Origin of the sequence: Nocardia sp. A7 (assembly GCF_046549215.1) — a bacterium.
Classification (GTDB): Bacteria; Actinomycetota; Actinomycetes; order Mycobacteriales; family Mycobacteriaceae; genus Nocardia.
Genome location: NZ_JAJPWE010000002.1, coordinates 1,251,427 through 1,263,235, shown reverse-complemented (window position 1 = coordinate 1,263,235; position 11,809 = coordinate 1,251,427). Strand labels below are relative to the sequence as shown.

The 11,809-nt window shown below is 64.7% G+C and carries 10 protein-coding genes and 2 pseudogenes; 4 read left to right on the top strand and 8 right to left on the bottom strand.

The window, feature by feature from the left end; translation table 11 throughout:
- The first annotated feature begins 192 nt into the window (after nucleotides 1-192).
- The gene (locus tag ACLJPD_RS17300; protein WP_410873219.1) at nucleotides 193-1,419 is read left to right on the top strand and encodes a PucR family transcriptional regulator; all 1,227 of its coding nucleotides are present in this window, start codon (nucleotides 193-195) and stop codon (nucleotides 1,417-1,419) included.
- 177 nt (nucleotides 1,420-1,596) lie between these two features.
- On the top strand, nucleotides 1,597-1,983 hold the full coding sequence (locus ACLJPD_RS17295) for a hypothetical protein (protein ID WP_410873218.1): 387 nt from the start codon (nucleotides 1,597-1,599) through the stop codon (nucleotides 1,981-1,983).
- A gap of 19 nt (nucleotides 1,984-2,002) precedes the next feature.
- On the opposite strand, the pseudogene ACLJPD_RS17290 reads toward ACLJPD_RS17295, so the two are convergent.
- Nucleotides 2,003-2,532: pseudogene (locus ACLJPD_RS17290) on the bottom strand (CGNR zinc finger domain-containing protein).
- Nucleotides 2,533-2,545: 13 nt separating this feature from the next.
- On the opposite strand from ACLJPD_RS17290, the pseudogene ACLJPD_RS17285 reads away from it, so the two are divergent.
- Nucleotides 2,546-3,241: pseudogene (locus ACLJPD_RS17285) on the top strand (alpha/beta fold hydrolase); the annotation flags it as partial.
- 375 nt (nucleotides 3,242-3,616) lie between these two features.
- Here the strand turns inward: ACLJPD_RS17285 and ACLJPD_RS17280 are convergent.
- Nucleotides 3,617-4,696, bottom strand: coding sequence for a fatty acid desaturase family protein (locus tag ACLJPD_RS17280; protein WP_410873217.1), 1,080 nt, complete (start codon nucleotides 4,694-4,696; stop codon nucleotides 3,617-3,619).
- Nucleotides 4,697-4,932: 236 nt separating this feature from the next.
- Nucleotides 4,933-6,228, bottom strand: a complete 1,296-nt coding sequence (locus tag ACLJPD_RS17275; RefSeq protein ID WP_410873215.1) for a DUF3533 domain-containing protein — start codon at nucleotides 6,226-6,228, stop codon at nucleotides 4,933-4,935.
- A 79-nt stretch (nucleotides 6,229-6,307) separates the two neighbouring features.
- Between ACLJPD_RS17275 and ACLJPD_RS17270 the strand changes: the two genes are divergently transcribed.
- Nucleotides 6,308-6,907 (top strand): TetR/AcrR family transcriptional regulator, encoded by a 600-nt coding sequence (locus tag ACLJPD_RS17270; RefSeq protein ID WP_410873214.1) that lies wholly within the window; start codon nucleotides 6,308-6,310, stop codon nucleotides 6,905-6,907.
- A gap of 53 nt (nucleotides 6,908-6,960) precedes the next feature.
- On the opposite strand, the gene ACLJPD_RS17265 is transcribed toward ACLJPD_RS17270, so the two are convergent.
- The 5 genes from ACLJPD_RS17265 to ACLJPD_RS17245 form a co-directional block, all read right to left on the bottom strand.
- Nucleotides 6,961-7,722, bottom strand: coding sequence for a carbonic anhydrase (locus ACLJPD_RS17265; RefSeq protein WP_410873213.1), 762 nt, complete (start codon nucleotides 7,720-7,722; stop codon nucleotides 6,961-6,963).
- 283 nt (nucleotides 7,723-8,005) lie between these two features.
- Entirely contained in the window at nucleotides 8,006-8,422 is a 417-nt protein-coding gene (locus ACLJPD_RS17260; protein ID WP_410873211.1) for a GNAT family N-acetyltransferase, read from the bottom strand.
- 69 nt (nucleotides 8,423-8,491) lie between these two features.
- The gene (locus ACLJPD_RS17255) at nucleotides 8,492-10,873 is read right to left on the bottom strand and encodes an ATP-binding cassette domain-containing protein (protein ID WP_410873210.1); all 2,382 of its coding nucleotides are present in this window, start codon (nucleotides 10,871-10,873) and stop codon (nucleotides 8,492-8,494) included.
- A 55-nt stretch (nucleotides 10,874-10,928) separates the two neighbouring features.
- The gene (locus ACLJPD_RS17250) at nucleotides 10,929-11,339 is read right to left on the bottom strand and encodes a VOC family protein (protein WP_410873208.1); all 411 of its coding nucleotides are present in this window, start codon (nucleotides 11,337-11,339) and stop codon (nucleotides 10,929-10,931) included.
- A gap of 10 nt (nucleotides 11,340-11,349) precedes the next feature.
- Nucleotides 11,350-11,793: a helix-turn-helix transcriptional regulator gene (locus ACLJPD_RS17245; RefSeq protein WP_410873434.1), complete on the bottom strand. Its 444-nt coding sequence runs from the start codon at nucleotides 11,791-11,793 to the stop codon at nucleotides 11,350-11,352.
- Between the last annotated feature and the right edge of the window lie 16 nt (nucleotides 11,794-11,809).

The following is an 11,809-nucleotide window of genomic DNA, read 5'->3' as shown; positions in this document are numbered from 1 at the left end:
ACCGGGGCGGACCAGTGTCGAACAAGCAAGAAAGGAGTCGATATCGGGGCGTTCGGCGACCATGACACCACATGTCACGCTGTCACGACCACATGACCGGTTTGTTTATCGACGGCAAGACCGAATCGGTCCGAAATTTGTGCTGATGGCACAATGCCATCGACAGTTTTTGTTCAACGGGCGGGAGCAGCCGTGGCGGCATACGGATCGCTGGTGTGGGTGGGGCAGGCGCTCGGCCCCCGGGTCGAGGCCATCACCGAAGACCTCATCCGGGTCACCGAGCAGATGATTCCGCTCAACGACGTCGCCGCCGACCTGGCCGAGATGCGCGCGGCCAGCATCGCGGAGAACATCGCCGCCGTGCAGTACGTCCTGGTGAACAATATCGACCCCGCCACCGTGAGCCCGCCCGCCGGCGCGGCCGCGTATGCCCAACGCCTGGCCAGACGTGGTGTGCCACTGACGATCCTGCTGCGCGCCTACGGGCTTGGCCAGTACCGGGTCCTCGACGCGGCGATCGGGCTCATCCTCGCCGTTCCGGGCCCCGACCAGCCCGCCCGGATCGCGGAGTTGCTCAGATTCGCAGGCGCCTATCTCGACCGGCTCAACTCGTCGATGGGCCGGATCTACGAGGCGGAACGGGACCGCTGGCTCAGCAGTCGCCAAGCTGCCAGACAACAGTGGATCGCGCGTCTGCTCGACAGCGACGATGTCGACGTCGCGGCGGCCGAAGAAGTACTGGGCTACCGACTCGACCAGCGCCATTACGCAGCCGAAGTCTGGTCGACGGTCACCGGCACCGACGCTGTGCGCGCGCTCGAGCAGGCACGCCAGCTACTGTCCACGGCGATGAGGACCGGCGGCACCGAACTGGTGGCAGCGTCGGGGGACCGGGCCATGTGTCTGTGGTTCCCCGCCGAGCAGCCGTGCGCCCTCGACGAACTCACCGCAAAGTTCGAGGCCACCGGCGTGCCCGTGCGGGTCGCCCTCGGACCGGCCGGCGAAGGACTGTCCGGGTTCCGGCGCTCGGCCCGCAGCGCCGCGCGAGCGAAAGCGCTGGTCGTCTCGGCGGGCGAGACCGCACCCACTGTCGTCGACTACGACACGATCGCGCCCTTCGCGCTGCTGTCCGACGACCCCGACGAACTGGCGGGCCTCGTCCACCGCGTCCTCGGCCCGCTGGCAGGCGACGGCGCCAAGGTCGAGCTCCTGCGAAACACCCTCGACGTCTTCCTCGCCGAAGGCGCCAGCTACTCACGCACCGCCCGCGTCCTCGATGTCCACCGCAACACCGTCCAATACCGCATCCAACAGGTCACCGGCCGCTACGGCATCGCGGTCGACACCGAGACCTTCGAACTTCGCTTCGCCCTCGGCATCTGCCGCTGGCACCGCCACGTACTGACTCGGACAATCTGAGTCCGAGTGGTTTGTGCGTCCCGCACAGCCGGTACGGACTGCGGCTTTCGGCAAGGACGGATAGCCGAAGGCTGAGGGGAAGTCGGGCAGAGTCCTGGCGGTGGCGGTCGAGGCCGCCGACATTCATGATGTTGGGGAAGGCACAGTTCACGCGCACGTCGTGGTCAGGGGTAGGGAATGAAGAAGAGGCTCATCGTCGCTGCTGCGGCGCTGTCCGCGGGGGTCATCGCAGTGACCGGGTGTTCGAGCGACGCCGACGTGGTGTCCGAGAACCTGTCCAAAGAATCGGACCAGTTCAAGATCAACCGACGCGTGGTGTTCTTCAACGGAATCACCGACAAGTACCTGCTGTCCATCGAGGGCCTGTGCTCGATCAAGGACGAGAACAACCAGCTCGAGGTCACGTGCAAGACCGGCGACGACGAATACAAGAAGCACTTCCTCGGACTCTCGGACAACGTGAGCTACTTCGTCGAACAGCTCGAGTCCGCCGAGGTGAGCCGTTACCACTACAAGGTGATCTTCAAGCCCGAGACCATCATCCCCGACATCGACCGTCCCTGAACCAGGGGAGCGGGAACGGTCACTCCGCTGATCTGAGGTCTTTGCGCTGGTTGGCGATGAAGCGCGCCTTCTTCTGACGATTCCCGCACGTGTTCATGTCACACCACCTGCGGGTGCGACTTCGGCTGGTGTCGAAGAAGGCGGCTCGGCAGGTCGGCGATGCGCACAGGGCCAATTGTCCGTCTCGTTCGCCTGCGAGGATGCTGATCGCATCGGCGGCGATAACCCCTAGAGCATCTTCTACGCAGGTGAGCCGCCAATGCCGATTGCCCTCGGCGGTCAGCACAGCCGCCGCCCGACCCTGCATGCTGCGGTCGTTGATGACTCTGACAGCAGAAGCTGGGGGAGCGTCCTGGATCGCGGTCGCGGTCGCGGCGGCGTGAATTGATCCCTCAGCTCCCGAGCGCATTCGAGTTGGGCGGCGGTGCGGGAGTCCACGGCCAGCCCGGTCACTGCCAGCCAGTCCACGAGGCGCTGTGGCGTGGGAATCCGCTCCACGGCCTCGCCATGACGCTCCGTCAGAGTCGCCGTGAAGCTGGTTGCCAGCAGACGAGCTGGCAGATCCGAAAAGATCGCGGCCGCATGGGTGGAACTGATGGGAAGGCTCGGCTACCGCAGGTTCGCAGCCCACGGCGGCGACTGGGGAAGCAACATCACCACCGTTCTCGGCGGTAGGTTCCCGGCACACGTTCTCGGCATCCACACCACGTTCGCGGAAGCGCCACCCGGGTTGCCGGCAGACGCCCTGACAGCCGTCGAGCGTGAGTGGACCGAGGAAACTCGCGATTTCTGGCGCCACCGCGCGGCCTACGCGAAACAGCAGGCGACCCGACCGCAGACAATCGGCTACTCGCTCGTCGACTCACCGGTCGGGCTCCTTGCCTGGACCCTCGACAAGTTCGCCGAGTGGTCGGATACCGAAGACAGCCCGTTCGAAACGATGTCCAGAGACCGCATTCTCGACAACGTCACCCTTTACTGGCTGACCCGAACCGGCGCATCAGCGGCCCGCATCTACTACGAAAGCCACAACTCACTCGACCCAGAACTCCGGGTCGACGTCCCGTCAGCACTCACCATGTACCCCCGCGACGTCGAGAAGTGTCCCCGCCCCTGGGCGCAGGAGCGGTACCGCCAAATCGTCCGCTGGACGACACCCGAAACCGGGGGACATTTCCCGTCGCTAGAGGTTCCCGAGTACTTCATCAAGGACCTACAAGAAGGCCTCGCGGCAGTGCTGACAAGATCTTCTACTTGACATAGTGTGCATTATCGGCGTTTGAAGGCGGCCCGTCGGGAGAGGTTTTTGGGCGGACGTTTGCAGTACATGCCGAGGTGCACTGCGGGTTGAGTGGCGCTCGCTGTCGCTTTGCTCTGTATTGCCCGTCTGCGCGAATACCTCCGCGGCGCTGACATTTAGCTTTCCGTTTTGTGAGACGAAATTGACGAAATCTGGGTGTTTTTCGAATTCGTCGATTCATGACCGTTCGCGCTGAATGCGCCATTCGGGCCAATCTCAGGGCCTGGCCTCGGTAATTGGTATCGGCTATCTCGAGGGCGGCACTCCCCCTCCCACTTCCCCGACCCTATTTCGTCACAGTGACGAAATAGGGTCGGGTGTCCGGAAGGCGGCCTACGCTGGAATTGGTACGAGGCGGCGGGATTCGGTGGCGTTTTCGGAGCTGGTTTCCGGGGCGTTGTCGGAATCGGCGGTGAGGTACTTATCGGGCAATGAGAGTTTCGCGATGGTGCGTAGGGTCAGGCCATATTGGCGGATCAGATTGCCGGTGGTGTACGGCAGGCGGTATTCGGCCGCGAGTTTGCGGACTTCGCGTTGGATTTCGGGGAGTCGATTGCTCGGCAGATCCGGGAACAGGTGGTGTTCGATCTGGTGGCTGAGCGTGCCGGTCAATATGCGCAGCACGGGGCCGACTTCGATATTGGCGCTGCCCAGGTACTGGCGCAAATACCATTCGCCGCGCGTCTCGCCCTCGATATCGCGTTTGGTGAACTTCTCCGCGCCATCGGGGAAATGCCCACAGAAGGTGACGATCTGCTCCCACACGTTCTTGGTGAGATTGGCGGTGACGTTCGCGCGGATCGTCGATTTCCAGTTTCGACCGGTCATCGCCGGGAAGATGACGTAGTCCTTGAGCAGCTGCTTTCCGGCTTTCTGGACGATTTCGTCCCTGGCCTTCAGGAAACTCTTCCTATCCTTCTTGCCCGCAAGCACCCGCGGGATCTCCAGGTGGTAAACGCACATACCCAGTTCGTACAGCAGCGACACCGGCACCAGGTAGACGAAGTTGCCGAGGTGGTAGGGACGCCAGCGGCGGTCACGGGTGATGCGGAGAAGGCCGTAGCCTTCGTCAGGGTCGAGGCCGAGCACGTTGGTGAACACGTGATGGCGATAATTGTGCGCTTCTTTCCAATGCGCGGCGGGCATGGCATGGTCCCATTCCCAGGTGGAGGAATGGATTTCCGGATCGTTCATCCAGTCCCACTGGCCGTGCATGACGTTGTGCCCGATTTCCATGTTCTCGAGCACCTTCGACAAGGTGAGCAGGCCGGTCCCCCACCACCAACTGCTTTTTCGGCCCGAGTCGAGCAGAACCAGTCGCGCGGCTATCTCGCAAGCTCGCTGGACGCGGATGACGGTCTTGATGTATTTCGCGTCGCGCTCACCCAAGCTGGATTCGATCTGCTCACGCAACTCGTCGAGCCGCTGCCCGAACTCTTCGATGTCGGTCGGCGAGAGATGCGTGTACGCCTCGACGTCAGATATAGCCATCTGCTGTTTTCAACCCCTGTTCTGGTGCCGCGCGGGGCGCGGTCCAGGAGAGAATACGAACTCGCGGGGTTGATTCGGTTGCGGTGCGGGGTAATTAGTTAGACGTAACAGCCAGAGGTTCGGGATTGCGGTGTCAGTGACCAATCTCGGTTGATCAGTTACCGCGCGGGTGCGTGTTCGATGCCGAGACGCAGCATGCCGCGCAGGTCGTAGGCGTTGGTGGCGACCGCGCCGAGGATCAGACCGATCGCCAGTCCGGCGAGAGTCATCCACAGGCCCTGTGCCATGCCTGCCTGGAGGTGTCCGTCGAAGAACAGGATGGCGCGCACGGCCAGGTAGATCTGGTGCATGGGTTCGAACGTGGCCATGTCGGCGATCCAGCGCGGTGTCGCCTCGAGCGGGATGGTGCCCGACGATGACGGGATTCCGAGCACCACGAACACGATGAGGTTGATCATCAGGCCTGCCGTGCCAAAGGCGGCCATCACCGACAGGGCGGTGACCGCGATGGCGGCGACGGCCAGAGTTCCATAGAGGAACAGCATCAGTGGTCGCTCGATCGCCATGTTCAGCAGGGTGCCGACACCGAGGAACACGCCGGAGGCCAGTGGGGCGCTGATCGCGGCTATCCCCCACTTGATGAGCAGGGTGCGCCATCGGCTGATCGGGGCTGGTGTGGTGGCCTTGTGCCATGGGCCGTATTCGGCGGGGATGTAGCCGAGTGAGGCGTCGACCAGCGAATTGATCATCATGGCGCCGCTGAAACCGACGATCAGCAGGACCAGGGTGTAGAAGAAGGCCGCCAGGCCTTGGCCGGTGCCTTCGGGGAGCGGGTGGTAGGCGGTGACCACGATGTCGATCGGCTCGCTGAGTTGCAGCTGCGCCGCGCCGCTCAGTGGTGTCGTGCCTGCCGCGGTTCTGACCTGTTCGGCGAGTTGGGCGCCGACGGTGCTGTTCACCTGGGTCATGGCCTGGTCGGCGACGGTGTTCATGATCTGCGCGGCGAGGGTGCCTGCCCGCGGGTTGGTCAGCACGGAGATCATCGGCCGCTCGACCTGGCCCGGGACGATCGAGGCGGCGCCGAGGATGGCGACGCGCTTGGTGAAGTCGCCGGGGATGACGATGGCGCCGTAGACCTCGCCGTTCTGCAGCTGTTGCTGAGCCTCGTTGAGGCCGAGTGGGCGTAGGTCGATCTTGTCGGCGGGGATGTTGTCGCGCAGTGCTGAGGTGATCTGCTCGCCGATATCGGTCGGCTTTCCGCCGACGGTGTCGCCGACGTCCTGGTTGACCAGGGCGATCGGGAAGTCGTGGAGATGCTTCTCGGGGTCGGCGGTGTAGCCGAGGTACATGGTGCCCAGCAGCGCCGCCAGGATGGTGACCAGGGTGATCGGGGCCAGCCATTCGCGGATCGGCATGCTGCGTTGTGTGCGGGTGGGCGCGGTGTTGTCAGTCATGGCCTTTGCCAATGTAGTCAGTGACAACAAAGTAGTCAACGCAAACATTTGGTTGGGTGTCGGATATCCTGCTCCTACCATGTCGCTGCACACCCCGTACCACCACGGAGACCTTCGCGCCGCGCTGCTGACGCGCGCCGAGGCGACGCTGCGCGAGGCCGGTGTCGACGGGCTTTCGCTGCGGCAGTTGGCCCGCGACACCGGGGTCAGCCACGCGGCTCCGAGCCGGCATTTCCGCGACAAGCAGGCACTACTGGACGCACTGGCCGTCACCGGACTGCACCGTCTGGGCGCCTGCTTCGAGCAGGCGGTGATCGAGGGACCGATCACGACACGCCTGCAAACGGTCGCCTACGCCTACCTGCGATTCGCTGTCGACAACCCCGAGCTCCTGCCGCTGATGTTCGCGCGCCGACACAGCTCCACCTCCGCCGACATCCAGCAAGCCGTCGACCGTGCGTTCGCGGTCCCCATAGCGCTCATCGCTGAAGGTCAAGCGGCAGGCGAGATCGTCGCGGGCGATCCGCGGCGCCTCGGGCTGAGTGCCTTGGCGGCCCTGCAGGGCTTGGCCACCTTCATCGGCTCCGGTTACACCGCCGACTTCGACTCCGAACAGCTACTCGACGACCTGGTCAGCCACCTGACCTTGGGCCTACTCCCCCGGTCGACACCCCACTGACGAAAACGAGATCACTGCGTCGACAACCGGTAACCGCGGACAGCGCCCGGATTTCAGTTGGGTCCGGCGAGGACTACCGGGCGTCCGTAGCGTGGTTGCGTCGGTCGGTTGCTGTGTGGAAACAGCGCGCGGTAACTGTCGACGTCGGCGATGGAAACCGGAGCTGAGTGGCGGAACACGGTCCACTCGACGCCCTCGGTGCAGGGAGGTGTCGTCAGCGAGCCCTGGTAGCGGAATTGGGCGAGGTCGATCGGTAGGAATTCGCGGGGATCGACGGCGGTGACTGTTCCGGTGCGACCGGGATGATCCGGCGACGCGGTGAGCACTCGGCTCAGCGGCGTCGGATCACTGTCGACGCTCAGCAGGACGGCGAGTACTGCCAGGCGGCCGGACGTGGCGGTGTGGACGAGGTGTAGCTCCATGGCGGTCTCGCCGCCGTCGACGGTGTGTTCGCTCGGTAGGTGGAAGTGAAATTGGGTCAGAGTGAATCGGGTGCCGTCGACGACGATGGCGTTTCCCGAGTCGGCCGGGACGCTCGCCTGGATGGTGTGGCCGTTGTTGAGCAGATTCACAGACGGAATGGGGCGGTAGTCGACCTCGATGTGGTCGGCGGGGTGGATTTCGGCGGGGCTGTCCAGGGCGATCGGTGATTGGGCGTGACCGGCTCGGCAGGTCGCGTAGCCGCGGTCGAGGTCGGCCCAGTGGTCGGGGCCCTCGGCGTCGTAATCCCAGTGCGGTTCGTGGGCGGCCACGGATCCGCCGCAGCCGGCCACCGCGAGCAGCGCCAGCGCGACGAGGGCACTGCGCCGGGTCACGACGGATCGAACGGGGCTCGCGCAATGTTGACCAACCGACACCGGTGCAGCTCCTTACCAGGATTCTGCCGTCGGCCCGGCGAGATGACGCGTTCCGGGACGGCAGTGCGCGCACGTCGAAATCAGCGAACCGTTCACTGGACACAACTGCCCGAATTGCCCCGAATATTCTTCTAGCGCAATCGATTTCGCCTGTACTCGATGACCCAGGCTATGCCTGTTCTCACAACGGAGGCCATAGCCGAAGGCGGCGAGATAGGTCACATCGGGGAGATCATCGGGTTCACAAGGGGTTGTCGGGCCAGTTCTTTTCCAGCAATTGGTCCGGTTTGGGGTGGGGGGCGAAGCCGTAGGGGCGGTACAGGTTTTGGGCGTCGGCTGTTGCCAGGAGCATGCGGCGCAGGCCCCAGGTGTCGGCGTCGGCCATGATGCGGTCAAGGAGGAGTTTGCCGATACCTTTTCCGCGGTGGGGGCTGTCGACATAGACGTCGGAGAGCCAGGCGAAGGTGGTGCGGTCAGTGATCAGGCGGGCGAAGGCGATCTGGGTGCCGTCGTCGAACACGCTGTAGGGCAGGGAGTTCTCGACCAGGCGTTGGACGCGCTCGCGGCTGCGGCCGAGGGCCCAGTAGGCGTCGGTGGACAGGCGGTGGTGGAGCCAGTCGAGGTCGACGGTGGCGGGATCGGTGGAGATCTCGAGCATCGGTCCAGGATAGGTGGGGGCGCGTGCAGGATCGCGGCCGACGCTCACCCCGAGCGCCGGCCGCGATTCTCAGGCGCCGACGTAGGTGGCGAGGTGTTCGCCGGTGAGGGTGGAGCGGGCCGCGACGAGGTCGGCGGGGGTGCCTTCGAAGACGATGTGGCCGCCGTCGTGGCCCGCGCCGGGGCCGAGGTCGATGATCCAGTCGGCGTGGGCCATGACGGCCTGGTGGTGTTCGACGACGATGACGGATTTGCCGGCTTCGACGAGGCGGTCGAGCAGCCCGAGGAGTTGTTCGACGTCGGCCAGGTGCAGGCCGGTGGTGGGTTCGTCGAGGATGTAGACCCCGCCCTTGTCGGACATGTGGGTGGCGAGCTTGAGGCGCTGGCGTTCGCCGCCGGACAGGGTGGTCAGTGGCTGGCCGATGGTCAGATAGCCCAGGCCGACTTCGGCGAGGTGGGTGAGGATCTTGTGGGCGGCGGGAGTGCGGGCCTCGCCCTCGCCGAAGAATTCGCGCGCCTCGTCGACGGGCATGGAGAGCACTTCGCTGATGTTCTTGCCCGCGAAGGTGTATTCGAGGACTTCGGCCATGAAGCGTTTGCCCTCGCACACCTCGCACATGGTCGACACGCCTGCCATCATCGCCAGGTCGGTGTAGACCACGCCCGCACCGTTGCAGTTCGGGCACGCGCCTTCGGAATTGGCGCTGAACATGGCGGGTTTGGCGCCGGTGGCCTTGGCGAAGGCTTTGCGGATGTGGTCGAGCAGGCCGGTATAGGTGGCGGGGTTGCTGCGGCGCGAGCCCTTGATCGGGGCCTGGTCGATGGAGATGACGCCTTCGTCGATCGGGATCGAGCTGTGCACCAGCGAGCTCTTGCCCGAGCCGGCGACGCCGGTGATCGCGACCAGGATCCCCAGGGGGATGTCGACATCGACCTTGTCGAGGTTGTTGGCGGTGGCACCACGAATCTGCAAGGCGCTGGTGGACTTTCGCACCGAGTCCTTGACCGAGGCGCGGTCGTCGAAGTGGCGGCCGGTCACGGTGTCGCTGGCACGCAGCCCGTCGACGGTGCCTTCGAAGCAGATGGTGCCGCCCTTGGAGCCCGCGGCGGGTCCGAGGTCGACGATGTGGTCGGCGATGACGATCGTTTCGGGCTTGTGCTCCACGACGAGCACGGTGTTGCCCTTGTCGCGCAGCCGCAGCAGCAGCCCGTTCATCCGCTGGATGTCGTGCGGGTGCAGGCCCGCGGTGGGCTCGTCGAAGACGTAGGTGACGTCGGTGAGCGAGGAGCCGAGATGTCGAATCATCTTGACGCGCTGGGCTTCACCGCCGGACAGGGTGCCGGAGGGACGCGACAGCGACAGGTAGCCGAGGCCGATCTCGACGAACGAGTCCAGGGTCTGGCGCAGCGATTCCAGCAGCGGCGCCACCGACGGGTCGTCGACCTGTTTGACCCATTCGGCGAGGTCGGTGATCTGCATGGCGCAGGCGTCGGCGATGCTGATGCCGTTGATCTTGGACGAGCGGGCCGCGGCCGACAGCCGGGTACCCGCACAGTCGGGGCAGGTACCGAAGGTGACCGCGCGCTCGACGAAGGCGCGCACATGCGCTTGCAGCGAATCGATGTCCTTGGACAGCACCGATTTGCGCAGTTTGGGGATGAGCCCTTCGTAGGTGAGGTTGATGCCCTCGACCTTGACCTTGGTCGGCTCTTTGTAGAGCAGGTCGGCGAGCTGTTTCTTGGTGTAATTCTTGATCGGCTTGGCCGGGTCGAAGAAGCCGGAGCCCTTGAAGATGCGACCCATCCAGCCGTCCATGCTGTAGCCGGGGATCTTGAACGGGCCGTCGTCGAGGGAGAGATTCTCGTCGTAGAGCTCGGTGAGGTCGATGTCGTTGATCGTGCCTTTGCCTTCGCAGGTGGGACACATGCCGCCGGTGACGGAGAAGCTGCGGCGTTCCTTGACGGTGACGCCGTTCTTCTCGACCTCGACCGCGCCGGCACCGCTGATCGAGGCGACGTTGAACGAGAACGCCTGCGACGACCCGATGTGCGGGTCGCCGAGGCGGCTGAACAGGATCCGCAGCATCGCATTGGCGTCGGTGACCGTGCCGACCGTGGAGCGAGGATCGGCACCCAGACGGGACTGGTCGACGAGGATGGCGGTGGTCAGGCCCTCGAGCACGTCGACGTCGGGACGGGACTGACTGGGCATGAAGCCCTGCACGAACGCGCTGTAGGTCTCGTTGATCAGGCGCTGCGATTCGGCGGCGATGGTGCCGAAGACCAGGGAGCTCTTGCCCGACCCGGAAACGCCGGTGAAGACCGTGAGCCTGCGCTTGGGGATCTCGATGCTCACATCGCGCAGGTTGTTGACGCGCGCGCCGTGCACGCGGATCACATCGTGGCTGTCCGCAGGCTCTACGGTCGTGCCGGACTTCTTGGCCGTGCTCATGGGTCTCCCTCGATCAGTCGACATCGCCGGATATCGAATCTACCGGCGCGCTGGCTTACTTGACCTGCTGGATGCGCACCATATTTCCGGCGGGGTCGCGGAAGGCGCAGTCGCGGACACCGTAGGGCTGATCGGTGGGTTCCTGGACGACCTCGATGTCGCTTGCCTGCAGCTTTTCGAACAGGCCGTCGAGGTCTTCGGTGGCGAGGTTGATGCCGGCGTAGGTGCCTTTGGCCATCATCTCGCTGATGACGCGGCGTTCCTCGTCGGTGATGCCGGGGTCGGCGGCCGGGGGATGCAGCACAACGGAGGTGTCGGGCTGGCCCACGGGGCCGACGGTGATCCAGCGCATGCCGTCGTAGCCGACGTCGTTGCGCACCTCGAAGCCGAGCGCGTCGCGGTAGAAGGCGAGGGCGGCGTCGGGGTCGTCCTGGGGCAGGTAGGTCTGGTGAATGGTGAGGTTCATGGCGACCACGCTAATTGCCGGTCGAAGCGGAAGCTTCTCGATTCCTGATCGGTCTGGTCACCTTCTTGACCACGCACGACGGCATTCCCACGGTCTGTTCGTCCTGCTGCTGTCTGTAGACGCTTGGCGGCACGCCGACGAGCTCGGTGAAGCGGGTACTGAAGGTGCCCAGCGACGACGAACCGACCGCGAAACACACCTCCGTAACGCTGAGATCACCGCGGCGCAGCAGCGCCATGGCGCGTTCGATGCGCCGGGTCATGAGGTAGGAGTACGGCGATTCGCCATAGGCCAGACGGAACTGACGGCTGAGGTGCCCGGCCGATATGTGCACCCCGCGCGCGAGTGCCTCCACGTCGAGCGGTTGGGCGTATTCGCGGTCGATGCGGTCACGCACACGACGCAGCAGCGCGAGATCGCGCAGGTAGTCGGGTTTCGCGGTCACCTGAGCGATCGTCCCACGTCGGGTG

Coding starts and splice junctions, on each gene's coding strand:
- ACLJPD_RS17295 (WP_410873218.1), top strand. CDS start 1,597: ATGAAGAAGAGGCTCATCGTCGCTGCTGCGGCGCTGTCCGCGGGGGTC.
- ACLJPD_RS17275 (WP_410873215.1), bottom strand. CDS start 6,228: ATGACTGACAACACCGCGCCCACCCGCACACAACGCAGCATGCCGATC.
- ACLJPD_RS17270 (WP_410873214.1), top strand. CDS start 6,308: ATGTCGCTGCACACCCCGTACCACCACGGAGACCTTCGCGCCGCGCTG.
- ACLJPD_RS17260 (WP_410873211.1), bottom strand. CDS start 8,422: ATGCTCGAGATCTCCACCGATCCCGCCACCGTCGACCTCGACTGGCTC.
- ACLJPD_RS17255 (WP_410873210.1), bottom strand. CDS start 10,873: ATGAGCACGGCCAAGAAGTCCGGCACGACCGTAGAGCCTGCGGACAGC.
- ACLJPD_RS17250 (WP_410873208.1), bottom strand. CDS start 11,339: ATGAACCTCACCATTCACCAGACCTACCTGCCCCAGGACGACCCCGAC.